The sequence below is a fragment of the Rhizobium sp. SL42 genome (assembly GCF_021729845.1).
In the GTDB taxonomy this organism is placed as follows: Bacteria; Pseudomonadota; Alphaproteobacteria; order Rhizobiales; family Rhizobiaceae; genus Allorhizobium.
Genome location: NZ_CP063397.1, coordinates 2,522,602 through 2,546,341, shown reverse-complemented (window position 1 = coordinate 2,546,341; position 23,740 = coordinate 2,522,602). Strand labels below are relative to the sequence as shown.

The following is a 23,740-nucleotide window of genomic DNA, read 5'->3' as shown; positions in this document are numbered from 1 at the left end:
GAAATTGCCACCACGTTCGGATTGAACTTGCTGGCATTGGACAGGAAGTCAACCAACAGTGCATCGCATGACAGGCCATCGAATTGTGACCCGGCTCGCTCTCGGGTTTTGCGTGACCCTTGTGGTCGCGGGTTCGAGTTATGGTCAGGAGGCTTTCGAGACTTTCAAACAGCTGAACGGCTCGACCAAGATGCCGAAGCTCAAGGCGTTCACGGCGCCCGATGCCAACGCGCTCGCTCCGGCGATCCAGAGCCGCAATGTCAAGCTTGAAGCCAAGCTCACCAATGATGCCGATCCGATGCAGCACGGTCTGTCCTGGCGCGTCTTCAGCCCGATCCCCGGCCCCGACGGTAAGTTGCCGCTTCTGGCAAGCGCCGAAGGCGGCTCCGCGGATTTCCAGCTCGCGCCTGGGGATTATTTCGTCAATGTCTCCTTCGGGCGCGCAGGTGCGACCAAAAAACTCTCGATACCGAATCAGGGAAATGTCGAAGACCAGGTGATGGTTCTGGATGCAGGCGGTCTCCTGCTCAGCGCAATTTCCGGGCCGGATACGCAGATCCCGGACAAGGATCTCAGCTTTGACATCTACTCTACCGAAGTGAAGGCAGATGGCGAGCGCGGTCTGGTTCTGGCGGACGTAAAGCCGAACACGATCATCAGGCTCAACGCCGGGACCTACCACGTGGTTTCGGAATACGGCACGATCAATGCTGCTGTGCGCGCCGATATCAAGGTCGAAGCCGGAAAATTGACAGAAGCGACGATCCAGCACCGCGCCTCCCAGATCGGTTTCAAGCTCGTCTCGGACGAAGGCGGCGAAGCGATTGCCGACACCGCATGGTCCGTCCTGACATCGGGCGGCGACGTGGTTGCGGAAAGCGTCAGCGCATTTCCGCTCATGGTCCTGTCGGAAGGCGACTATACCGCCATCGCCCGGAACAAGGACAAGATCTACCAACGTGACTTCAAGGTCGTGGCGGGGCGCAATACCGACGTCGAACTGCAACTGACCAAATAGGCCTCAGCCAGCCTTGCGGAACGCCCGGCGCGGCGGCGGCGCCATGCTGAACACGGCCCCAAAGAGCTTCGACAGAAGATCCTTGCGATCCGGCAGCGCGCTCAATTCGTCCCACGTGATCATCTGGCCGACACGCGCACGAATGGTCGAGCCGGACAGGCGGCGAAACTCCCGAATGAGCAACGAGACACGCAGGGTCAACGAGAGCTTGCTGGCCAGGTGAAAAAGTCGGCCGTTCTGGCCTTCGAAAAACACAGGAACGACATTGGCCTTGGCTGCCTGGATGAGCTTGGCCGGAAAGATCTTCCAAGGCAGATCTTCCGCTCGGCCAAAACCCTTTTTTGCGGTCGCGACGCCGCCAGCGGGGAAAATCACCACGGTGACACCGTCCTTCAACAGCCGCACGGCTTCGTGACGGGTCTGCATGTTGATCGCCAGGGCTTCCTTGGTCTCCTCGAAAGAGACCGGCAACGAGTACGGCGCCAGTTCCGGGACCTTGAGGAGCTCGTTGTTGATCAGCACGCGAAACGGACGGCCGAGCTGCTCGGCAAGCGCCAGAACAGCAATGCCGTCACCGATGCCGAACGGGTGGTTGGCAACGATCACGATCGGGCCATCCGGTATGCTGGCCGGAGGCCATTCGCCCTGAACCTTCATCTCGACATCGATCAGATCGAGCATCTTGCCAAAGACACGGTCGGTCTTGCCGACAATGTCGTGGCGCCAGATATCATAAAGGCGGGTGTATCGATCGCGTCCGGAAAGGCCTTCGATGGAACGGATGAACCATCGCTTCAGGCGCGGATCGCGTTCGTTGGCATAGGAGAGTTCTTTGAACTGCACTGGCCACCTCAATCGACCATCGGACTGTCTTGTCATCTGGCTTATCGCAATTCGATGACATATTTCTGACAGGACCGGTATCTCCCCGGCCCTGTCAGTGGTTGTTTTACCAGCGACCTAGCGTCAGCGCGCAGCCCGGGCCGCAAGCTTGCGCTTGATGTCCGGCGGGGTTGCCTCGCCGGCGAGCACGGCAACAGCTTCAGCCAGGCTCATCGACACCTGCTCCTGCGAGCCGAGACGACGGATGTTGACCGTCTTCTCCTCTGCCTCCCGCTTGCCGCAGACGATAATGACCGGAACCTTGGTCACGGAATGCTCGCGGACCTTGTAGTTGATCTTCTCGTTGCGGAAGTCGGTCTCGACCTGCAGACCGGCATCGCGCAGCTGTTCGGCAACCTCGCGACCATAGTCGTCGGCATCCGAGGTGATGGTTGCAACCACGACCTGCAGCGGTGCGAACCAGAGCGGCATATGGCCGGCAAAGTTCTCGATCAGGATGCCGAGGAATCGCTCCATCGAGCCGCAGATGGCGCGGTGGATCATCACCGGCTGCTTCTTTTCCGACTTGTCGTCGATATAGAAGGCGCCGAAGCGTTCCGGCAGGTTGAAGTCGACCTGGGTCGTGCCGCACTGCCATTCGCGGCCGATGGCATCACGCAGGGTATATTCGAACTTCGGGCCGTAGAAGGCGCCCTCGCCCGGCATGATGCCGGTCTTGATGCGCCCACCCGACTGCTCCTCGATGGTCTTCAAAACATCCAGCATGACGCTTTCGGCGCGATCCCAGAGATCGTCCGAGCCGACGCGCTTTTCAGGACGGGTCGAGAGCTTCACCACGATTTCGCTGAAGCCGAAGTCCTCGTAGACCGACAGGATCAGGTCGTTGATGCGCAGGCATTCTGCCGCCATCTGCTCTTCCGTGCAGAAGACGTGCGCATCGTCCTGGGTGAAGCCGCGCACGCGCATCAGGCCATGCAGGGCGCCGGAGGCCTCGTAGCGATGGACATTGCCGAACTCGGCAAGGCGCACCGGAAGTTCACGGTAGGATTTCAGGCCGTGCTTGAAGATCTGCACGTGACCCGGGCAGTTCATCGGCTTCAGCGCGAAGATCTTCTGGTCGGCCTCTTCATCGTCGGGATGGGTGAAGGCATGGGCGGATTTCACCGCGAACATGTTCTCCTGATACCAGCCCCAGTGACCGGAGGTTTCCCAGAGCGACTTGTCGAGCACCTGCGGCGCGTTGACTTCCTGATAGGTGCCCTCGAGACGACGGCGCATGTAAGAGGTCAGGGTCTGGAACATGCGCCAGCCCTTGCCGTGCCAGAAGACAACGCCCGGGCCTTCTTCTTGGAAATGGAAGAGATCCATTTCACGGCCGAGTTTGCGGTGATCGCGCTTTTCGGCTTCCGCCAGGATATGGAGGTAACGATCAAGGTCTTCCTGCTCGGCGAAGGCGGTGCCGTATATACGGCTCAGCATGGCGTTGTTGCTGTCACCACGCCAATAGGCACCAGCCACCTTCATCAGCTTGAAGGCCATGCCGATCTGGCCGGTCGAGGCCATGTGCGGACCGCGGCAGAGATCGAACCAGTCGCCCTGATAATAGATCTTCAGGTCTTGATCTTCCGGGATCGCGTCAACCAGTTCGACCTTGTAGGCCTCGCCTTTGGCCGCGAAGACTTCGCGCGCCTTGTTGCGCGGCCAGATTTCCTTGGTGAACGGCTTGTTGCGCTGGATGATCTCCTTCATCCGCTTTTCGATCTTCGGCAGATCTTCGGGCGTGAAGGGCTCGTTCTTGGCAAAGTCGTAATAGAAGCCGTTCTCGATCACCGGGCCGATGGTAACCTGGGTGCCGGGCCAGAGTTCCTGCACGGCCTCGGCCATGACATGGGCCGCATCGTGGCGGATCAGTTCCAGCGCGCGTGGATCGGTGCGGGTGACGATTTCGATCAGGCCGTCGACGACCGGATCGGACAGGTCGCGCAAGGTGCCGTCCAGCGCAATCGCGACAGCCTTCTTTGCAAGCGACTTGGAAATGGCTTCGGCTACTTCGCGACCGGTTGTGCCTGCGGCATACTCACGGACGGAACCATCGGGGAATTTCAGGGAAATGGTATCAGACATGGTAGTCTCCTTATCCAGTCCCGCCAACGAATGCGGGTGGTGAAAGTTGCCGGGTGATTTGCCCGCGATTTACCGGCGCTGCATAGGACGAAAGCGCTAGTGAGTAAAGGATCTTGCTAGGACGTCGACCCCATCGACCAGAAGTCCCGGGCCTTCTCAGGCAGCGCGCACAACACCCGCTCGAAAGTGGCCGGATCGACATGACGGCGGATCGTGGCCGTGACCTCCTCGATCGCCGTATCCGTCGAGAGATTGTGGTCGTGGCGGAAGGCGCGGACTTCCTTCATCAGCTCATCTCGGCCGAAAAACGGCTTCAGTGGTGCTTCGACATCCCAGTCACTGACGAAGATCGCGCGCAGGACGGGCGGCAGGACATTGGCAAAGGTGATGGCCTGAGCCACCGTCAAGCGGTGGCGAAAGACCTGCAGCACCGCCTGAAGCATAGTGTAGGCCTGATGCGAGGAGGTCAGCATCGACGTCGTCACAAGGTCTTTCATAAATCTATCGAAATCGGCTGAAGCCTGGCGGTATTCAAGCGGCATTGGCATGCGTTTCATCTCTCGATCCGATTCGGTCCGATCATGTTATGCCGGAGCCCTGCCCCGCTCAAACGACACTCAGGTGCTCGGCTTGCGGCCAAAGGTCCAGAGCCGCCAAGGGGCATACCACGTAAAACGGTCCCCAAGCACTTGCGGCACGGGATCTAGGCCCCACGTCCCTCCAGGCCCGCAGCGACCGACGCGAAACAGTGTCAGCCAGCCGCCCGACCAGATGCCATGGCGCGCGACCGCCTCATAACCATATTCCGAACAGGTCGGCATGTGGCGGCACGAACTGCCGACGATGCTGGACAAGGTCAGTTGATAAATGCGGATCAGCCCCATGCCGAGCAGTCTGCCCGGTGTCTTGCGAAAAGGGCCCTGCCAGTTTCGGCTTTTGGGCGCCCCACCTGCCGGCCGATGCCCGCAATCGGGGCCGTCGCACATGATCAGCTGGCCTGGGCCGGCATGGCCGAATGCTCGATCTGATCGAGACAGTCGACCACGGCATCAAAGGTCAGCATGGTCGAAGCATGACGGGCCTTGTAGTCGCGCACGGGCTTGAGGAAACGCATGTCTTCAAAACGTCCGGTCGGCCCCTCGCCGCCCTCCTTGAGCATCGCCAGCATATCGGCACGGGCCTGGCGTATTTCTGCCGGTGTTGCACCGATGACATGCAGTGCCATGATACCGGACGAGGCCTGGCCGAGCGCACAGGCTTTCACTTCATGGGAGAATTCGCTGACCACGTCGTTATCGACCGACAGATGAACGCGTACCCGTGATCCGCAAAGCTTGGAGTGCTTCTCCGCCGTTGCCTGCGCATTGGGCAGGATACCGACATGGCTGATATTGCCGGCAAATTCGAGGATTTTGGTGTTGTAGATGTCGTCCATTGTCGATCCGTGCAGCCCATAGATATTTTATATTGCGCGGTATGGATGCCGCCAGACTGTCCGCTCTTTTGCTACAGCCTGTCGCAATCCATTCCCTTTTCAGGGCCTTTGGTGAAACTATATTGCATGTGTGTCCCGGCGCCAAATGTTACAAGAGTGCTGGCCGCAGATGATGTGTCGCAGATGTTAATTGGCAGAACGGACTTGCAATATGAACCGCATTGCGCATTTACAGTCTGAAAAAGCGAAACAGGCGGTCCGCGACAGTCAGGACCGGGAGATCAAAGGCATGGATGCCATCGTCAAGAAGTTGACCGCGGAAGCGCCCCGTCCGACGCGCGAGGAAGCCGAACAGGCCGTTCGCACCCTGCTGCTGTGGGCCGGCGACGATCCGGAGCGCGAAGGCCTGCAGGATACGCCGGCGCGCGTCGCCAAAGCCTATGGCGAGCTGTTTTCGGGCTATGGCGCGGATATCGAAGAGGTTCTTGGACGGACGTTCGAAGAGGTCGGCGGCTATGACGACATGGTTCTCGTGCGCGACATTCCGTTCTTCTCGCATTGCGAGCACCATATGCTGCCGGTGATCGGCAAGGCTCATGTGGCCTATCTGCCCAAGGGCCGTGTTCTCGGCCTCTCCAAGATTGCCCGTGTCGTCGACGTCTTCGGACGGCGCCTGCAGACGCAGGAAAACATGACCGCGCAGATCGCCCATGCGATCGAGGATACGCTGAAGCCACGCGGGGTTGCGGTTTTCATCGAGGCCGAGCATATGTGCATGGCCATGCGGGGAGTCCAGAAATCAGGCTCCACGACACTGACCACAACCTTCACCGGCGCTTTCAAGGACAATGCTGCCGATCAGGCACGCTTCATGTCCATGGTGCGCAGCCGGTGAGCCTCTAAGGGTTACCCCTGCTAATGACCAGCATCGACTTCGACGCGCCCTCCTCCGACAAAACGGTTCTCGAGGAGGGGCTGGCCTTCACTCCAAAATTTGACGCTCATGGATTGGTGACTGCAGTCGTCACAGACGCGCGCGACGGCACGCTGCTGATGGTGGCACACATGAACGCCGAAGCGATCGCGCTAACGCTCGAAACCGGCATTGGTCACTACTACAGCCGTTCGCGGGGCAAGATCTGGAAGAAGGGCGAAAGCTCAGGAAACCTGCAATCGGTCAAGGAAATCCGTGTCGACTGCGACCAGGATGCGCTGTGGCTGAAGGTCGAAGTGGCAGGGCATGATGCCACCTGCCACACCGGCAGGCGTTCCTGCTTCTATCGGCAGGCTCTGATCGTCGATGGCGCACCAGCGCTGACGATCGCCGACGATCACCGGCACTTTGACCCGGATTCTGTCTACAAGGCTTAGTCCGGTCACCTTGAACTAAACGAAATCGTAAGCATAGAGTGTCCTAATACGAGCCGGAGTGTTCAGCTTGTGAGGAATACGGAGATGCTGAACTGGAGTTTGAGATCCAGCGGAGCCGGGCGTGAAGCGCCTTCGGTCGGGGAAGCGAGCGGCATGGGATCCGGTCTGCCGGCCCAAATTCAACCGCCCAAGAAACCAAAGGTTGCCCTTGCGCTTGGCGGCGGAGCTGCCCGAGGATGGGCCCATATCGGTGTGCTGCGTGCCCTTGACGAAGAGGGCATCGAGGTCGGTATGATTGCCGGCACGTCGATCGGGGCGCTTGTCGGCGGCTGCTATCTTGCCGGCAAATTGGACGAGCTCGAGGTTTTCGCCCGCTCGCTGACCATGCGCCGCATTGCCTCCCTGCTCGACCTGACGATCGGCGGCGGCGGCCTGCTTGGCGGCATGCGCCTGACAAAGCGGATGCAGGAGCATCTGCAAGGGCTGATGATCGAGGACTTGCCAAAGCCGTTCGTGGCCGTCGCATCGGAGCTCAACAGCGGCCATGAAGTATGGATCGATGGCGGGCACCTGATCACCGCATTGCGGGCGTCCTACGCCCTGCCCGGTATCTTCGAGCCGGTACGCTGCAACAACCGGACGCTGATCGATGGCGCGCTGGTCAATCCCGTTCCTGTTTCCGTGTGCAGGGCGCTCGAGCAGCCGATCGTCATGGCCGTCAACCTCAACTACGACCTGTTCGGCCGATCCGCTGTCGTCAAACACCGCGCCGGCGAACTGGTGGAAACCACCAGCGAACCGGTCCGGGACCCGAATCGCATGGGGCTGACTGGCGTCATGGTCCAAGCTTTCAATATCATCCAGGACCGCATCTCGCGGGCGCGACTTGCCGGAGATCCACCGGATCTGGCGCTTCATCCACGTGTCAATGATATCGGACTGTCGGAATTCCACCGGGCTGGTGAAGCTATCGAGCGCGGATATGCGGAAGCCAAGTCGCGCATCACCGAAATTCGACGCATGCAGGAAGCAGTCTCCCGCTGACCCGACCGATCGGGTAAGCGGGGTGTCGTTGCGTCAGGCAGTTACGCTAGGCCGGCAAAAGCTGCGGTAACGTGCCAGGCCTATTTATCCCGCGATATAAGCCTTGATCTGCTCCGCCTCGGTCTCAATTTCGCGGATACGAGACTTCACCACGTCGCCGATCGAGATGATCCCAGACAGTTTGCCATTGTCTTCCACCGGAACGTGGCGAAAACGTCTGGCTGACATCATTTCCATCAGTTCATTGACGCTGGTGTCCTCGTGACAACGATAGACGTTGGCGGTCATCAAGGTGGAGATCGGCTGATCAAAGGCATCACGACCATTCTGTCCGATTGCACGCACGACATCACGTTCCGTGAAAATCCCGACGATCCGGTTCTCCATGCCGACAACCACGACCGCACCGATCTTGTTTTCTTCCAGGATATGGGCGGCTTCACCCAGTGTGACGCTCGGACCGACAGTTACGACGTCACGGCCCTTCTGTTCGAGTATGCTTCTGGCAGATGCTGTCATGCTTTCCTCCTCACATTCATCACGTCTGAACTCACCGCTTACCCGTCCCAAAGCGGCGACCTACAAATGGTGCATGTTATTCAAGAGGAATGCAATATTTAGATGTTTCTAGTGGCTCGCACCGATCTGCTATAGGGATCGAAGGGGCGGAAGCAAAGGAATCCGAACAGGAAACCACCGATATGCGCGTCCCAGGCAATCATGCCCGCATATTCCCCGAAAAGGGGCAAGCCAACGGCCACGGCGACATTGCCCAGAAACCAGACAATGATGAAGACCCGCACCGTGCGATCGGCGAGCGCCGCCGGCACAGAAAACAACGGCGGTTCGATGCCGAACGCCTGCAGGTAACCACGCTGGCGTCCACCGAAGGCGAAGCGGCAAGCTGCCCCCATCAGGGCCGAGATCACACCTGAGGCGCCAACCATCAATGACGGCGAGCCCCAGTTGACGATAGCGTGCAGGCCGGCGCCCGCCACGGATGAAATCACCCAGAAGATGACAAAACGAACCGCGCCGATCCGGCGGTAGACCGGGGTACCGAACGCTGCAAGCCAGAGGCCATTGAAAGCCAGATGCTCAAAACTGCCATGCAGCAGCGAATAGCTCACCGGCGTCCAGATCCAGGCCAATGTCTGGTCCGCCAACGGATAGACATAGCGCAGCGGCGAGAACCCGAATTCAAACGTGATCCAGGCATTCGTATCGTCGCTGAAGACCAGCGCCTGCAGCGTATAGATGATACCGATCAATGCGAGCGACAGAAGGACGCCACCCGGCAGATTGAAGATCGGCACATTTTCCTTTTGATGCGCGGCGTCGGTCGGGCCCGCTTGAGGCTCTTCGGGCGGCCCTGAATTTTCCTGCATCTCTGGCTCCTTGCCGCATTGCTAACCAACCTGTTAGCCCAGACGAGCGCCAAAAAAAAGCCACCCGGGATATCCGAGTGGCTGTGGAGGCAAGCTGCGGAATGTTCGCGCGGCCTCGAGTTGGTGCCGAAAGCGAAGAACCTTCGGGAACTGATGACTGTTTTTTGCCACAGCCTCACGGCATCCGCAACGTCAACCCTCTCTTAACCTTAACCGCCGGACACAAACTGGAAAAGACGGAACAAAACCAAGGGTCACAGCAAACGTTATGTTAACAGCTTGCCGATAATCATTTCGTAACCGCGAAATAGACAGATCGCCCATGATGTATTCCTCGCAGACCAGCCAGAGCACCACGATCGCCTCGCCGGGACAGCAGCGCGCCTTTCAGCGTGTCGCCGTCAGCCTGCAGGGTCGACTGATGATGGCCGACTACGAGGAATATGTATGCAAGGTGATCGACATGTCGCCGGGCGATGTGCGCTTCGCCTGCGCCGGTCGGCCGCGGCCAAGTGAGCGTATCATCGCTTATATCGATCATCTCGGCCGTATCGAGGGTACAGTCGTCAAGCTGACCGAGGACGGTTTTGTCATCTCGATCAACGCGACCGTGCGAAAGCGCGAGAAGCTTGCGGCGCAGCTGACCTGGATCGCCAACAAACATGAACTCGGCCTTCCGGAAGATCGTCGCCACGATCGTCTGACGCCGCGCAATACGCGGACGGAGTTGACGCTGGAAGATGGCAAGCGCTATCCCTGCCGTCTCATGGACCTTTCCCTGTCGGGTGCCGCCGTCGATATCGACATTCGCCCGCCGCTGGGAACTGCCGTTCGACTTGGCAATATGCGCGGCCGCGTCGTTCGCCATTTTGCGGAAGGTGTGGCGGTGGAATTTCTTTCGCTGCAATCACGCGAAGCGCTCACCGAGTTTCTCTGATTTCATCTGGCCATCTCTGATTTTGGCGCCAGCGGTCCGTCCGCCGGCGCCTTTTGCCGTTTCAGCACGATCCTGGGGCTCGATGCTTCGGCAAATATTTTTTTGAAGCGTCAAAAATAAATTTCTGCTTCAAAATAGAACATCGTCTCGCCAACCGGGTCAAATCAGCGCCGAAGCACCGACGCTTCGAAGTGTGCACCACCATCTGATGTGCGAATCTGCAGCGCCAGGGACGGTCCATCCTTAATGCCAGAGCTGGACACCGCGAAATAAATTACATGATCTCAATGTGATAGCCGGAGCACATCGCGAACAAACCGCATGCAGAATGAGAAATTGGCTGCAATTTGAGTGAATTTTTATTCTTATTTTCGTCAAACAATACTCAAACAATAATCAAATACATATAAATATAAAACTGCATTTGCCTCATCTTTACTTCGATTTTTACTCCGCATTTTCGCGAGAGATCAAAAACTAGATGTCATGTTGGCTCCATCACGGGGAGACAACCAATGACAACAAAGAAAAATCTGGGTATTGGACTTCTGACCGCCGCAATCGTCGGCAGCCTGGCTATACCGGCCGCCGCCACATCTGCGAACATGCGCGTCATCGGCAAAGCCAATCCGCCGATCGGCCACTACGAATTCTGCAAAACCTATAGCGGCGAATGTTCGGGCACCGGTCGCGACAGCGGTCCAATGGAGCTGACGGAACCGCTCTGGAAGGAGATCCTTGAGATCAACTACACGGTCAACAGCCAGATCACGCCGCTGACCGATATGGAGATCTACGGGGTAGAAGAGCGCTGGGCCTATCCGCGCACCGTCGGCGATTGCGAAGACTACGCGCTTTTGAAGCGCAGGATGCTGATGGACAAGGGAGTCGATCCGGCCGACCTTCTGCTCACCGTCGTTCTTCAGCCGAATGGCGAAGGCCATGCCGTACTAACGATCCGAACCGATCACGGCGACTTCGTGCTGGATAACATGCGCAACAAAGTGCTGCTCTGGTCCGACACGGAATATACCTACCTGAAGCGCCAGTCGTCGGAAGATCCCGCGCGCTGGGTCAAGCTCCAGGACGGACGCGCGAGCGTTGTCGGTAGCGTCTCCTCCAACTAGCGCGCCTGCCGACGGCAGCCTCAACCATTTGGCCCGGTCTGTCCCCCGCATACCCGTCCCCGACCGGAGCCACTGAGCCGGTCCCGTCCAACCGGGACCGGCTCTTCTTTTCTAACCCACCCTCTCCGACGACGATCCTTTACGCAACATTAACCACAATCGCAGAACGTCGAGCCTCACGATATGGAATCGACGACTGCGTATCTTGGTGTCGTCCATCGAAGGGGAGGTCTGGCATGCGAAGCGATACAGCCGAAACCGCTCCCCACGATCACGCGCCGCTGATATCGACACGGTTTCTGGTCGCAGCTACATGCCTGGTGCTTTTTCTCGCCATCGCCTCAAGCGCCATCAGCTATGCAGGACGCATCTACGGCGAACGGCTTTCCCTCGCCGGCCATAGCGAAAGCCGCGAAATCCTCTCAATAACGATCGGCCGCGACTTGTTGAGACTTCCCACAAATACGATCAGGTTTGAACAGCAGCGTGTCAGCGGCCCCGCCGAACAGATCGACCTTTATCTGCTCTGGCCGGAAATGACCGGATACGAAAAAGGTCTGCGCCGACGTTTCGACGACCTGACCCAGGAACAATCACTGATTTTCCTTCAGATTTCCCAGAGCACAATGTCTCGGGACATGTCGGGGCGCGTGAGCGCAATATACGCGCATCTTCTGCAACCCAGATCAGAAAGTGGGCCGGCCGGTCTCACACTCAGGCGATTTGAGCCGGGTACGGGTTACGACGGCGAGACATTGCTCACCGCCAGCCGGATCGGAGAAGACGACTATGCGGTCCGCTGCCTGCTGCCGGCGAAAGCCTCGCAAGCCACTGATGGTGACTGCCAGCGTGACATCCATGTCGGCGAAGACCTGACCGTCCTGTACCGGTTCTCAAGCCGCAGGCTCGGCGACTGGGCAGAAATCGATCAGGCGGTACGCGACTATGTTGGCAAGCGCGCTGCGCCCGCACCCAGCGAAACCTCGCATAAAATGCGTCCGATCCCGTCAACTAAAAGTTCATCATAAACCTCTTGGTAAGGCTAAGACCCTACCCTGTACGGAAGTGGTCGCGATGGGGGAGCGTCCGGTCCGCAATGGTCATAGCTTGAAGAGTCTCGTGGTGCATAAATTTTACGGAAACCTCTATTTCGCCTCTCGTATCCGCAGGCTGGCTGTTGCTACCCTGACGCTTGTGATGATGACGAGCTTCAGTGTCTCCGTCGCGCAAGCGGCGCCTAAATATGCGGGCGTGGTCATCGACGCCAAGACGGGCAAGGTGCTTTACAGCGAGGATGCGGACAGTCTGCGCTATCCTGCGTCCCTGACCAAGATGATGACCCTTTACATGGTTTTCGAGGCGCTTGAAGCCGGGCGGATCTCGCTGAGCACGAAGGTGCCTGTCTCCAAGAATGCTGCCGCCGAACCTCCATCGAAGCTCGGCGTCGGCGCCGGACGCAGCCTGACGGTCGAGCAGGCCATCCAGGCGCTGGTCACCCGCTCCGCCAATGACGTGGCAACCGCGCTTGGCGAATTTCTCGGTGGCTCGGAGCAGCGTTTCGGCCAGATGATGACGGCCAAGGCCCGCAACCTCGGCATGACGAAGACGACCTATCGCAATGCCCATGGGTTGCCGAATACAGCGCAGATGACAACGGCTCGTGATCAGGCTCGTCTTGGCATCGCTTTGCGTCAGCACTTCCCGCAATATTACGGATACTTTTCGACCCGCAGCTTCAAGTTCGGCAAGCAGGTGATCGGCAATCACAACCGTCTGCTCGGCAATGTCCGCGGTGTCGATGGCATCAAGACCGGCTATACCCGCGCTGCGGGTTTCAATCTGGCAACCTCCGCCGAAGCTGACGGTCGCTCGATCGTTGCCGTCGTCCTTGGTGGCAAGTCCGGCGCCAGCCGCGATGCGACGATGCGCAAGCTTGTCGCAGCCTATCTGCCCAAGGCCTCGGGTTCGCGTGGCGGCAGCAATCTGATTGCCGAGACCAATACGTCCGTTGCGCCGAGCGCAGCGGCAACCGCGTCGCTCGCACCGTCGGCCCACAGCCTGCCGGCCACTGGCCCGATGCCGGAAACCCGTTATGATACCGTGCCCGAGACGGCATTTGCGGCTCCGCAGCTCGGCAATGCCGCCAGCGCGGCGCTCACCAAAGCGACGACAGCACAGGCAAACTCCCAGGCAAGCTCATCAGCGGTCGCCGTACCAGTGCCGCAGCCGGCTCCAGCCTATATGCCCGATAGCGGCGCGTCGATCGCGCCGGCTACGCCGACACAATCAATTGCCGAATCTGCAGCTACACCGCAGGGCATAGACACCACAACCACTGCCTCCACCGCGCCGTCTGCCGGCTGGGTCGTCCAGATTGGCACCTCACCGGACAAGGACATGGCAATGACCCTTCTGCGCGATGCGCAGGAAAAAGGCGGAAAGGTATTGCGTTCCGCCACCCCCTTCACGATCGCCTATGATGCGGGTTCTCAGCAGCTTTACCGGGCTCGGTTCGGCGGCTTCGACGACCAGAAGACAGCGGTCAATGCATGCAAGGCACTGAAGAAAAAAGGGATCGGTTGCTGGGCCGCCGCCCAGTAAACAATCCTGCCGGTAGCCCTCGATTTGTATTGCGTACGAGGTAGTCAATATGGCGTTGAACGAGAACCACTTCGGTCGCACGGGCGACCAGGATAACCACGGCACCCTGGCAGCGAGCCACGGGCTTCATCCGCTGCATCAGGCAGCCTTCGGCCTTGCCGAGCTCGGGTTGAAGCCGAAGCGCTCGAAGACCAAGGACCTGATCGGACTGTTGTTGTGTCACGGCGCCCGTGCCTGGCGCTACTCCCAGCCGGAGGCGAAGATCCATTTGCATGTGTCATCGCAAAGCGGACGGTTCCCGATTATCCTGCGCCTGCGTTAATTAGCGAAAGGCCTAACGATGCCCATCTATGCCCTCGGGGACCGTATGCCTCGCCTGCCCGCGCAGGAGCGTTTCTGGATCGCGCCGGATGCCCATGTCATCGGCGACGTGACGCTGGGTGAAGATGTCGGGATCTGGTTCGGGGTCGTGCTGCGCGGCGACAATGATCCTATCGTGATCGGCCCTGGCAGCAATATCCAGGAAGGCACCATGGTGCACACGGATATCGGCTTTCCCGCCACCATCGGCGAAGGCTGCACCATCGGCCACCACGCCATCATCCATGGCTGCACGATCGGCAACAACTCCCTGATCGGCATGGGCGCGACAGTGCTGAACGGTGCCCGGATCGGCGACAATTGCCTTGTTGGCGCCAATGCGCTGGTCACCGAGGGAAAACACTTTCCGGACAATTCCCTGATCGTCGGTTCGCCGGCCCGGGTTATCCGGACGCTGGACGATGACGCCATTGCCGGGCTCAGACGCTCGGCTGCAAACTATGTGCGCAACTGGCAACGCTTTGCGCGTGACCTGCGACGGCTCGACTGATCAGGCGCATTCGGCGCATAATCCTCGAATTTCGATCGTTGTCTTTTCCGCCTTGAACTTCATGCCCCTGGTAATGTCATCGAGGCGGTGATCGATGGCGTGATCGTGGAATTCTGTGACGCGACTGCATTTGTGGCAGATCACGAATGCCACGGTGCCATGACCGGAGCAGCCGTCATGCGGATGGGCACAGGCGACGAAGGCATTGATGCTTTCCAGACGGTGCACCATGCCAAACTCCACCAGCTTCTCGAGTGCCCGATAGACCTGCAAGGGCGCCCGGAAACCATGATCGCGCAAACGGTCGAGCAGCGTATAGGCAGACAATGGGCCGTCGGACGCCGACAGGGCGTCAAACACCAGAGACTGGTTCTTGGTCAGATCGGTCTTGGCCATCGTCATCCTCGTGAATTGGCATCAACAGCCTTCGAACCCGGACGGGGCAGAAGGCTGACAAGAAAAAGCAGCAAAGCGGCGACGACGATCGACGGGCCGGACGGCGTGTCATAGGTAAGCGAGCCGAACAGGCCGATGATCACGGCAAAGGCACCGATCACCGAGGCCATAACGGCCATCCATTCAGGCGTTGTGGCAAAGCGTCGGGCGGCCGCAGCCGGTATGATCAGCAAAGACGTGATCAGCATGATGCCGACGATCTTCATGGCGATCGCGATCACCAGCGCCATCAGCAGCATGAAGATGACCCGCGCCCGCTCGGGCTGCAGCCCCTCGGCCTCAGCAAGTTCGGCATTTACGGTCGCGGCAAGCAGCGGACGCCAGAGATAGGCGATGACGGCGACCACGACCACGCCGCCAATCCAGACAAAGGCAACATCCGCCTGGGTCACGGCCAGGATGTCGCCGAACAGGAAGGCGATCAGATCGAAGCGGACCCAGGTCATGAACGCGACCATGACCAGACCGATCGCCAATGTTGCGTGGCTGAGAATGCCGAGCAGCGCGTCGGCGGAAAGCCCGTGGCGTTTCTGCAGCACAATCAGGATCAGCGACACGACAGCCGCGACGACGAAGACGCTGACCATAAGGTTGAGCGAAAAGAAAAGTGACAGCGCAACGCCGAGCAAGGCGGAATGTGCCATGGTGTCGCCGAAATAGGCCATGCGGCGCCAAATGACGAAACAACCGAGCGGACCGGTGGTGAGTGCCAAACCGATGCCGGCGAGCATGGCCCGGATGAAGAAATCATCGAACATGGACGTGCTCCTCATGCCCGGACTTTTCATCCTCAGGCTCAGAATGATGATGGCCGTGGTCATGATCATGATGCCCGTGGTCGTGGTCGTGGTGCCCGTGGTCATGGGCTTCACCGTCGCCATGATGATGACCGTCGTCTGGATGGCAATGATCCGTCACGGAACCATCGCCATGCAGGACACGACCATCGGGCAGATGGGTGTGGTCGTGATCATGGCTGTAGACCGCAAGCGTGCTGCCGGCCTTGCTACCGAAGAGCCGCATGTATTCCGGGCTGCTGCTGACGGCGGCCGGGGTGCCGCGGCAGCAGACATGGCCGTTCAGGCAGATAACCGTATCGGTCTCGGCCATCACCACGTGCAGGTCGTGAGAAATCAGTAGGATGCCGCAACCGGTCGAATTGCGGATCGAGGTGATCAGGTCATAGAGCGCGATCTCGCCGGAGAAATCGACACCCTGCACCGGTTCGTCCAGGACCAGAATATCGGGTTTGCGGGCAATCGCACGGGCAAGCAGCGCGCGCTGGAACTCACCGCCGGACAGATGCTGGACTTCGGCCCCGGACAGATGAGCGATACCGACGGCATTCAGTGCGGCGTCGATATCTGCCGGTGACAAGGACCCTGTCAGCGTCATCAACCGGCGCACGGTCAGCGGCATGGTCCAGTCGACCGCCAGCTTCTGGGGAACATAACCGACACGCAGGCCGGGCTTGCGTTCCACCCTGCCCTCGTCGGCACGCAACACGCCGATGGCGAGTTTGGCACTGGTCGACTTGCCGGATCCGTTTGGCCCGATCAAGGTGACGATCTCACCCGGCCGGACGCAAAAATCCACGCCTCTGACCAGCCACCGGCCATTGCGATAGACCCCGGCACCGCGGAGCGACACGAGCGGCGCGGCCTGATTATTTTTCAATGCAGACATCACATTCCCGGAAATTTGCTGTTGCGTGAAGCTATGCCACACGTTATAGCATTACGCAATCAATGTAATATTATTACATAACGAGTTCAATCGGAGCATCCCGCATGAAACGCACCCGCCTTGCCCTTGCCGCCACGACGGCAACTCTCCTGCTTTCGCCGGCGCTGGCCATGGCAGCGCCAGAGGTCGTGGTGTCGATCAAGCCAATCCATTCACTCGTCGCCTCGATCATGAAGGGCGTCGGCGAGCCGGCACTGATCGTCGAAGGGGCGGCATCGCCCCACACCTACAGTCTCAAGCCATCGAACGCGCGTGCGCTGGAGAATGCCGATGTGGTCTTCTGGGTCGGACATGGGCTGGAGGCATTCCTCGAAAAGCCGCTGGAGGCGCTTCCCGCCAAGGCCAAGATCGTCGAACTGGACGATGCGCCAGGACTGATTAAACTGCCCTTCCGCGAGGGTGGCGCTTTCGAGGCACATGATCACGGCGAGCACGGATCCGAGGAGCATCATGCGCATTCCGAGGAAGGTCACGCCGAAGAAGGTCATGACCATTCAGCCGAAGCCGGACACAGCGAGGAAGAGCATTCCGCCGAGGACCATGATCACGAGCATGGCGGGACCGACATGCATCTGTGGCTTGACCCGGCCAATGCCAAGGCGATGGCTGCGGACATCGCCAGCACGCTGATTGAGGCCGATCCCGACAACAAGGCGCTCTATGCGGCCAATGCCAAGGCGCTGGACAGCGAAATCGACGCGCTGGATGCGCAGATTGTCGCAACATTGGCCCCAGTCGCCGACAAGCCCTTCGTCGTTTTCCACGATGCCTACCAGTATTTCGAAAAGCGCTACAAGGTGCGGGTCGCCGGTTCTGTCACGGTTAGCCCGGAGACGATGCCGGGCGCCGAGCGCCTGTCTCAGATCCATGCCAAGATTGCCGAGCTCAATGCCGGCTGCGTGTTCGCCGAACCGCAGTTCGAATCCAAGCTGATCGCTGTGGTTACCGAAGGCACCGATGCCAAGAGCGGCACGCTGGATCCCGAGGGCGGCGCGCTGACCGAAGGGCCGGAACTCTATCCGCAACTGATGCGCAACCTCGCGTCTTCAATGGCCGAGTGCCTGTCGAAATAACCCGATCCTCCCAGACCGGCAAAGGCGGGGCCAAGGTTCCGCCTTTTTTTCACATCATCAAATGTAATGTTATTACATATATTGGAGCGACCGATGCAAAAGCTTCCCGTCACAGTCCTGTCCGGCTTTCTCGGCGCCGGCAAGACAACCCTGCTCAACCATGTGCTGGCCAATCGCGATGGCCTGCGCGTTGCGGTTATCGTCAATGACATGAGCGAAGTGAATATCGATGCGGCATTGGTGCGCGGCGGCAACGCGGCGCTGTCACGCACCGAGGAGCAACTCGTCGAGATGAGCAATGGTTGCATCTGTTGCACGCTTCGTGACGACCTCTTGAACGAAGTGCGGGCGCTGGCCGAACAGGATCGCTTCGATTATCTGCTTATTGAAGCGACAGGGATCGCCGAACCTTTGCCGATTGCCACCACATTCGACTTCCGCGACGAAAACGACCGTAGCCTATCGGATATCGCCCAGCTCGATACGATGGTCACTGTGGTCGATGCCGCCAATCTCGTGCGTGACTACTCGTCCGCCGATTTCCTTGCCGATAGGGGCGAGACCGCAGGCGACGGCGACAACAGGACACTGGTCGATCTGCTCGTCGAGCAGATAGAGTTTGCCGATGTCATCATCCTCAACAAGGTCGGGACGGCGACGCCGGATCAACTCGACGCCGCGCGCAAGATCATTGCCGGACTGAACGCGGATGCGCGTTTCATCGAGACCGATTTCGCCGAAGTCTTGCCAAAGGACATTCTCGGGACCGGACTGTTCGACCTGGCAAAGGCCGAGACGCATCCGCTATGGTTCAAGGAGTTGCACGGTTTTCGCGACCACGTGCCGGAAACGGAGGAATACGGCATCCGCTCCTTCGTTTATCACGCTCGCGCACCCTTTGATCCGCAGCGGTTTCAGGCATTCATCAACCAGTCCTGGCCGGGCGTCATTCGCGCAAAGGGCTTTTTCTGGCTGGCCACTCGGCCGCACCATGTCGGCGAACTGAGCCAGGCAGGGCCGCTGGTGCGGACCAGCCGCATGGGCCGTTGGTGGGCGTCGGTGCCGAAACAGAACTGGCCCGATGATCCGGCTTTCCACAAGGCGATGGCCCCTTATCTCGACAAGGAATGGGGCGATCGCCGCCAGGAGATCGTCTTCATCGGCGCCGACCCCATGGATGAGGCGAGTCTGCGCGCCGAACTGGACGCGTGTCTTGTGTCCGCGAGCCGCTTTGAACCAACCGCCTGGGAAAACCTGGCCGACCCTTTTGCCGCCTGGACCTGAGCGAGATCGGCCGGCTACGCCCGGCCTTTCTGCTGCAACAGTTGCATCAGGATTTCAGCACCGGCCTCACCGGCCGGTGTTTCAGTGTTGAGGCGAGCCCAAACCTCGTCATAGCCTGCAAGCATCGCTGTGCGTTGAGGGGTATCTGCGGACAGGCGCTCCGCCCAGCGGACCATGCTGGCCGGTCGCACGACCTCATTCAGATATTCCGGCACGATGGCGTAGTCGGCGATCAGATTGGGAAGCGCACCCGTCCATGTCTTGATCCGATGGCTGATCATCTTGATGATCCAGTCGGTCTTGTAGGTCGACATGACGGGCACATAGGCAAGCGCCAGTTCAAGGATCACCGTGCCCGACGTCGCAATTGCGGCATCCGCCTCGGCAAAGGCCTGCCATTTTGCGGTATCGCCGATCAGGATCTCCGGCTTGATGCTCCAGCCAGCCACCATCTCGCGCACCCTCAATTCCTGACGGCCAACGGTTGGCAGGAGAAATCGGGTTGGACCGTTGCGACGGGTGAATTCCTGCATCGCCTCGCCGAAGACCGGCAGCATGCTGGCAATCTCGCTGCCGCGGGATCCGGGCAGCAGCAGGATCGTGTGCGTATCGCCTCTGGTTTTTGGCTGCTTGAGCATGCGGCCATTGCGCACCTTGACGATGTCCGGATGGCTGCTCAGCCGATGGCCGACGAAATGCGTGGGCGGCCCCCCCAGGCGACGCATGACCTCAGGCTCAAACGGAAGCACCGCTAGCACTGCGTCGACATAAGACAGCATCGCCGCGGCGCGGTATTCCTTCCAAGCCCAGACGCTCGGGCAGACATAGTTGACGACCGGCAATCCCGGCAGCTTTTGGCGCACCTTCCTGGCCACCCGATGGGTGAAGTCAGGACTATCGATGATCAGCAGCATATCGGGCCGTGCGGCCACGATGGCATCCGCGGTGCTGGAAATCAGGCCAATCAATCGCGGCAGCTTGGCCAGCACCTGCGTGATACCCATGATCGACAATTCGGAGAAATCAAACAGCGATTTCAGACCCTCGGCCTCCAGCGCCTCACCGGCGACGCCGATCAACTCGATCGGTCCGCCGTAGCGCGCCTTGAGCGCCGCAATCAGATCACCGCCGAGCAGATCCCCGGAAACCTCCCCGGCAATCACCGCGATCTTCAAGGGCGTGGACGTCATTCTCCTGCTCCCTTGAGACCACGATCGATACCGATGACAAACATGCCCGCCGCGTTGGCGGCAGCCACCATGGCCTCGCGCTCGATGACCAGCGCCCTCCCAGCCTCGACCGCAATGCCGGCAAGGCCCGCAGCTCGCGCATTCTCGACCGTCGAGATACCGACGGCGGGCAGATCCGCCCGCACATCCTGTTGCGGCTTGCAAAGCTTGACCAAAACACCCTTTCGGCGCTGAGAAATCCGCCCCTCGCTGCGCAAACGCGCGACGCGGGCCAACATGGCATCCGTGCCTTCTACGCCTTCGAGCGCAACGATCCGTCCACCGACACAGACAGCACCCTGGCCTACATCCAGTCGCCCCAGTGTCTCAGCTGCGTCCGCGGCACGCTCTATATCGCGCCAGTCGTCCGCGGATGGCTCCACATTGCCGATCGGACCTGTCGTCGCCAGCAGCGCGGGCAATATCTCATGCGCACCGATAACGTGGCAGCCTTGCGCCTCGATCAGCGAGATGACCATTTTCAGCACGGCATCATCGCCGCCGGCCAGAAGGGTCCTGAGTGCCATGGGCAATTTCAGGATCGATTTCCAGTTGACGTGAATTTCACTGAGCGACGGGCGTTTTTTCACAGCGCCGGACATCACGACGCGACTGATCTTGTGCTTCTGGAAAAGCGCCGAAAGTCCGGACATGTCGCCGACACCGACGACGGCAGAATCGAAACCATCCCAGATGGGATCCGCTTCGTTCTTCAAACGCAGGATAAACGGGCTCTCACCGGCCTCTCGCGCAGCTTCGGCAAGAAAGAGCGGCAGCTTGCCGCTGCCCGCGATGATCGCCAGACGGCCTTCGGTTGCCCCGGCCAGTGCCATGCCTCAACTCTTGCCGCGAAACGGCGAAGACAATGCGCGGTCGCTCTCTGCCGCGATGAAATCGAGAATCTCGATCACCTGTGGGCATTCGAGATACTCACCCCGGATCGCCTCGGCATTCTTCCGGGCAGACCCCTCACCTTCGAAGATCTGCTTGTATGCACGGCGCACGATATGGATGACCGAACGCTCGATGCCGGCGCGGGTCATGCCGACCACGTTCAAGCCGCCGAGAACGCCCGGGTTGCCGTTCAGTATGCCGTAGGGAATGACGTCATAGGCAACCGCCGACAGTCCGCCGATGAAGGCCTGACGGCCAATTCGGGTAAACTGGTGCACGGCGCAACCGCCGCTGAGAATGGCGCGATCCTCGACGCGCACATGGCCCGCGAGCATGACATTGTTTGAAAGGATGATGTCATTGCCCAGGATGCAGTCATGCGCGACATGGGAATTCGTCAGAAAATGGCAATTGTTGCCGACGCTGGTGATACCGCCACCGCCGGTCGTGCCGGAATTCATCGTCACGCCTTCGCGCATGGTGCAGTTTTCGCCGACAACGAGACGCGAGTCCTCCCCTGCCTCATGGAGGCTCTGGGACACGCCGCCGATGACCGCCATGGGGTAGATCCGGCTGCCCTGACCGATCTCGGTCAAACCGGTGACGACAGCATTCGAGACGAGTTCGACATTGGCGCCCAGCGTCACGCGCGGACCGACATGGCAAAAAGGCCCGATACGCACATTCTCGCCGATGACAGCACCGTCTTCGATGACGGCCATCGGGTGGATTACGGCACTAGCGGCAATTTGGCTCATTTTGCGTCCTTGCGCATGATCATCGCGCCGATATCGGCTTCTGCCGCAAGAGCGCCATCAACCTTGGCCTCGCAATGGAACTTCCAGATATTGCCGCGCTGCTTCTGCTTGACGACATGGTATTCGACGCGGTCACCGGGAACGACAGGCTTGCGGAAACGGGCGTTATCGATGGTCATGAAATAGACGAGGTTGCCGCCCTCACCCTGCTTGCGCGCACAGATCGCGCCAGCGGTCTGGGCCATGCCTTCAACCAGCAGCACGCCAGGCATGATCGGGGAATCCGGAAAATGACCGGTGAAATGCGGCTCGTTCGCGGTCACGTTCTTGATGCCAATGGCGGAATCGTCACCGTTGATCTCGATGATCTTGTCCACCAGCAGGAATGGATAGCGGTGGGGCAGAAGCTTCATGATCTCGAGGATATCAGCCGATCCCAATTCGCTCGTCGCGATGTCAGTCATTGCTGGGTCCTTTTTCCTTGGCGCGGGCATCATAACGGCTCAATGTATCGGCCACCTCGCGCAGATAATCCTTCATCGGGCGGGCCGGAACACCGCCGTAACGCTCACCCGGGGGGACATCCGACAGCACGCCGCTCATCGCCGCGATCTGCGCCCCGTCCCCAATCGTGATGTGGCCGTTTATACCGCAGGCACCGCCGATCATCACACCATCGCCAAGGCGCGTGCTGCCGGCAATGCCGACCTGGCTGACAATGCCGCAATGACGGCCGATGCGGACGTTGTGACCGATCTGGACCAGATTGTCGATCTTCGTGCCTTCGCCAATCACCGTATCATCCATCGTACCACGGTCGATCGTCGTATTGGCACCGATCTCGACATGGTCCTGAATGATCACGCGCCCCACCTGGACGATCTTGATCATGCCGCGCGGTCCCGGCGCATAACCGAAACCGTCCTGGCCGATCCGGGCACCGTTGTGGATGATGACATTGTTGCCGATCAGGGCAACCTGAACGGTGGCGCCAGCGGCAATCGTGCAGTCGCGACCGATGCGGACGCCGGGGCCAATCACGGCGCCAGGTCCGATGCGCGTACCCTCGCCGATCTCGACATCCGCGCCGATGACCGCCATCGGTTCAACTTCGACATTGGCTTCGAGGCGCGCCGTGGGGTCAACAAAAGCGGCCGGCGAAACTGCCATAGCTTCGCTGGTCATGCGCGACGGCCGCATCGCCGGCGGATGGAACAGCGCGCCCGCCATCGCAAATGCCATGGCCGGGGCTTTGGTCAGAAGAACGGGAATATGATCGGGGATCAGTGACAGCAGAGCCTTGTCGCAGAAGATCGCAGAAGCCTCACAGGTCTTCAGCTCTTCCTTGCTACGGCGCGACAGGATGTAACATACATCGCCTGCCTTGGCGCGCGATACCGGCGACACGGATCCAACGATCCGTTCGCCAGCCTCTGCATTCTGCAATTCCGCCCCCGTGTGTGCCGCAAGCATTGCAAGCGTCACCCCGGCATGGGGCGGAAAGAAATGATTATGCTCCATCAGAAAACGCTCCAGAACGT

General features: G+C 59.7%; 27 protein-coding genes. 12 read left to right on the top strand and 15 right to left on the bottom strand.

Translation table 11 applies throughout. The annotated features are described in order from the left end of the window. The first annotated feature begins 67 nt into the window (after window positions 1-67). The gene (locus IM739_RS12085) at window positions 68-1,018 is read left to right on the top strand and encodes a hypothetical protein (protein WP_237367984.1); all 951 of its coding nucleotides are present in this window, start codon (window positions 68-70) and stop codon (window positions 1,016-1,018) included. A 3-nt stretch (window positions 1,019-1,021) separates the two neighbouring features. On the opposite strand, the gene IM739_RS12080 is transcribed toward IM739_RS12085, so the two are convergent. The 5 genes from IM739_RS12080 to IM739_RS12060 all read right to left on the bottom strand — a co-directional run bounded on the left by IM739_RS12080 (window position 1,022) and on the right by IM739_RS12060 (window position 5,420). After that, window positions 1,022-1,861, bottom strand: a complete 840-nt coding sequence (locus tag IM739_RS12080) for a lysophospholipid acyltransferase family protein (RefSeq protein ID WP_237367983.1) — start codon at window positions 1,859-1,861, stop codon at window positions 1,022-1,024. A 123-nt stretch (window positions 1,862-1,984) separates the two neighbouring features. Beyond that, window positions 1,985-3,985, bottom strand: a complete 2,001-nt coding sequence (gene thrS / locus IM739_RS12075) for a threonine--tRNA ligase (protein WP_237367982.1) — start codon at window positions 3,983-3,985, stop codon at window positions 1,985-1,987. 116 nt (window positions 3,986-4,101) lie between these two features. Further along, the gene (locus tag IM739_RS12070) at window positions 4,102-4,542 is read right to left on the bottom strand and encodes a DUF2267 domain-containing protein (RefSeq protein WP_237367981.1); all 441 of its coding nucleotides are present in this window, start codon (window positions 4,540-4,542) and stop codon (window positions 4,102-4,104) included. A 60-nt stretch (window positions 4,543-4,602) separates the two neighbouring features. Continuing rightward, a complete protein-coding gene (yidD, locus tag IM739_RS12065) occupies window positions 4,603-4,971 on the bottom strand; it encodes a membrane protein insertion efficiency factor YidD (protein WP_237367980.1) in 369 nt (122 codons plus the stop codon). 2 nt (window positions 4,972-4,973) lie between these two features. Continuing rightward, a complete protein-coding gene (locus IM739_RS12060) occupies window positions 4,974-5,420 on the bottom strand; it encodes an iron-sulfur cluster assembly scaffold protein (RefSeq protein ID WP_237367979.1) in 447 nt (148 codons plus the stop codon). Between the two features lie 289 nt (window positions 5,421-5,709). Here IM739_RS12060 and folE point away from each other — a divergent pair, with 289 nt between their 5' ends. The 3 genes from folE (at window position 5,710) to IM739_RS12045 (ending at window position 7,835) form a co-directional block, all read left to right on the top strand. After that, on the top strand, window positions 5,710-6,315 hold the full coding sequence (gene folE, locus IM739_RS12055) for a GTP cyclohydrolase I FolE (protein ID WP_237367978.1): 606 nt from the start codon (window positions 5,710-5,712) through the stop codon (window positions 6,313-6,315). A 23-nt stretch (window positions 6,316-6,338) separates the two neighbouring features. Next, a complete protein-coding gene (gene hisI, locus IM739_RS12050) occupies window positions 6,339-6,791 on the top strand; it encodes a phosphoribosyl-AMP cyclohydrolase (RefSeq protein WP_237367977.1) in 453 nt (150 codons plus the stop codon). Between the two features lie 84 nt (window positions 6,792-6,875). Next, window positions 6,876-7,835 carry a patatin-like phospholipase family protein gene (locus tag IM739_RS12045; RefSeq protein ID WP_237367976.1) on the top strand — a complete coding sequence of 320 codons (960 nt, stop codon included), beginning with the start codon at window positions 6,876-6,878 and terminating at the stop codon, window positions 7,833-7,835. 84 nt (window positions 7,836-7,919) lie between these two features. Here IM739_RS12045 and IM739_RS12040 read toward each other — a convergent pair whose 3' ends face one another. Continuing rightward, window positions 7,920-8,354, bottom strand: coding sequence for a CBS domain-containing protein (locus IM739_RS12040; protein ID WP_237367975.1), 435 nt, complete (start codon window positions 8,352-8,354; stop codon window positions 7,920-7,922). A 98-nt stretch (window positions 8,355-8,452) separates the two neighbouring features. Continuing rightward, on the bottom strand, window positions 8,453-9,223 hold the full coding sequence (locus IM739_RS12035; RefSeq protein ID WP_237367974.1) for a rhomboid family intramembrane serine protease: 771 nt from the start codon (window positions 9,221-9,223) through the stop codon (window positions 8,453-8,455). A gap of 325 nt (window positions 9,224-9,548) precedes the next feature. Between IM739_RS12035 and IM739_RS12030 the strand changes: the two genes are divergently transcribed. The 6 genes from IM739_RS12030 (at window position 9,549) to IM739_RS12005 (ending at window position 14,759) form a co-directional block, all read left to right on the top strand. After that, window positions 9,549-10,160 carry a PilZ domain-containing protein gene (locus IM739_RS12030; protein WP_237371052.1) on the top strand — a complete coding sequence of 204 codons (612 nt, stop codon included), beginning with the start codon at window positions 9,549-9,551 and terminating at the stop codon, window positions 10,158-10,160. A gap of 515 nt (window positions 10,161-10,675) precedes the next feature. Then, window positions 10,676-11,287, top strand: coding sequence for a transglutaminase-like cysteine peptidase (locus IM739_RS12025; protein WP_237367973.1), 612 nt, complete (start codon window positions 10,676-10,678; stop codon window positions 11,285-11,287). A 236-nt stretch (window positions 11,288-11,523) separates the two neighbouring features. Beyond that, the gene (locus tag IM739_RS12020; RefSeq protein ID WP_237367972.1) at window positions 11,524-12,315 is read left to right on the top strand and encodes a hypothetical protein; all 792 of its coding nucleotides are present in this window, start codon (window positions 11,524-11,526) and stop codon (window positions 12,313-12,315) included. A gap of 169 nt (window positions 12,316-12,484) precedes the next feature. Next, window positions 12,485-13,888 (top strand): D-alanyl-D-alanine carboxypeptidase, encoded by a 1,404-nt coding sequence (locus tag IM739_RS12015; protein ID WP_237371051.1) that lies wholly within the window; start codon window positions 12,485-12,487, stop codon window positions 13,886-13,888. A 49-nt stretch (window positions 13,889-13,937) separates the two neighbouring features. After that, window positions 13,938-14,210 (top strand): hypothetical protein, encoded by a 273-nt coding sequence (locus IM739_RS12010; protein ID WP_007603904.1) that lies wholly within the window; start codon window positions 13,938-13,940, stop codon window positions 14,208-14,210. 18 nt (window positions 14,211-14,228) lie between these two features. After that, window positions 14,229-14,759, top strand: coding sequence for a gamma carbonic anhydrase family protein (locus IM739_RS12005; RefSeq protein ID WP_237367971.1), 531 nt, complete (start codon window positions 14,229-14,231; stop codon window positions 14,757-14,759). On the opposite strand, the gene IM739_RS12000 is transcribed toward IM739_RS12005, so the two are convergent. Genes IM739_RS12000 through IM739_RS11990 form a run of 3 tightly spaced genes read right to left on the bottom strand, consistent with a single transcriptional unit; the run spans window position 14,760 to window position 16,901 of the window. Next, window positions 14,760-15,155 (bottom strand): Fur family transcriptional regulator, encoded by a 396-nt coding sequence (locus IM739_RS12000; protein ID WP_007603842.1) that lies wholly within the window; start codon window positions 15,153-15,155, stop codon window positions 14,760-14,762. A gap of 2 nt (window positions 15,156-15,157) precedes the next feature. Beyond that, the gene (locus IM739_RS11995; RefSeq protein WP_237367970.1) at window positions 15,158-15,973 is read right to left on the bottom strand and encodes an iron chelate uptake ABC transporter family permease subunit; all 816 of its coding nucleotides are present in this window, start codon (window positions 15,971-15,973) and stop codon (window positions 15,158-15,160) included. Then, window positions 15,963-16,901, bottom strand: a complete 939-nt coding sequence (locus IM739_RS11990) for an ATP-binding cassette domain-containing protein (protein ID WP_237367969.1) — start codon at window positions 16,899-16,901, stop codon at window positions 15,963-15,965. The genes IM739_RS11995 and IM739_RS11990 overlap by 11 nt, the downstream gene beginning before the upstream one ends. A gap of 104 nt (window positions 16,902-17,005) precedes the next feature. Between IM739_RS11990 and znuA the strand changes: the two genes are divergently transcribed. Both znuA and IM739_RS11980 read left to right on the top strand, forming a co-directional pair. Continuing rightward, window positions 17,006-18,034 carry a zinc ABC transporter substrate-binding protein ZnuA gene (gene znuA, locus IM739_RS11985; protein WP_237367968.1) on the top strand — a complete coding sequence of 343 codons (1,029 nt, stop codon included), beginning with the start codon at window positions 17,006-17,008 and terminating at the stop codon, window positions 18,032-18,034. A gap of 93 nt (window positions 18,035-18,127) precedes the next feature. After that, window positions 18,128-19,318, top strand: a complete 1,191-nt coding sequence (locus tag IM739_RS11980; protein WP_237367967.1) for a GTP-binding protein — start codon at window positions 18,128-18,130, stop codon at window positions 19,316-19,318. Window positions 19,319-19,332: 14 nt separating this feature from the next. Here IM739_RS11980 and lpxB read toward each other — a convergent pair whose 3' ends face one another. Genes lpxB through lpxD form a run of 5 tightly spaced genes read right to left on the bottom strand, consistent with a single transcriptional unit; the run spans window position 19,333 to window position 23,720 of the window. Then, window positions 19,333-20,508 carry a lipid-A-disaccharide synthase gene (gene lpxB / locus IM739_RS11975; protein ID WP_237367966.1) on the bottom strand — a complete coding sequence of 392 codons (1,176 nt, stop codon included), beginning with the start codon at window positions 20,506-20,508 and terminating at the stop codon, window positions 19,333-19,335. Continuing rightward, window positions 20,505-21,380 (bottom strand): LpxI family protein, encoded by an 876-nt coding sequence (locus IM739_RS11970; protein ID WP_237367965.1) that lies wholly within the window; start codon window positions 21,378-21,380, stop codon window positions 20,505-20,507. Before IM739_RS11970 ends, lpxB begins: the two co-directional genes overlap by 4 nt. A gap of 3 nt (window positions 21,381-21,383) precedes the next feature. Continuing rightward, window positions 21,384-22,199 (bottom strand): acyl-ACP--UDP-N-acetylglucosamine O-acyltransferase, encoded by an 816-nt coding sequence (gene lpxA / locus IM739_RS11965; RefSeq protein WP_237367964.1) that lies wholly within the window; start codon window positions 22,197-22,199, stop codon window positions 21,384-21,386. Continuing rightward, window positions 22,196-22,663, bottom strand: a complete 468-nt coding sequence (gene fabZ, locus IM739_RS11960; RefSeq protein ID WP_159951225.1) for a 3-hydroxyacyl-ACP dehydratase FabZ — start codon at window positions 22,661-22,663, stop codon at window positions 22,196-22,198. Before fabZ ends, lpxA begins: the two co-directional genes overlap by 4 nt. Then, the gene (lpxD, locus tag IM739_RS11955; protein ID WP_237367963.1) at window positions 22,656-23,720 is read right to left on the bottom strand and encodes a UDP-3-O-(3-hydroxymyristoyl)glucosamine N-acyltransferase; all 1,065 of its coding nucleotides are present in this window, start codon (window positions 23,718-23,720) and stop codon (window positions 22,656-22,658) included. Before lpxD ends, fabZ begins: the two co-directional genes overlap by 8 nt. Between the last annotated feature and the right edge of the window lie 20 nt (window positions 23,721-23,740).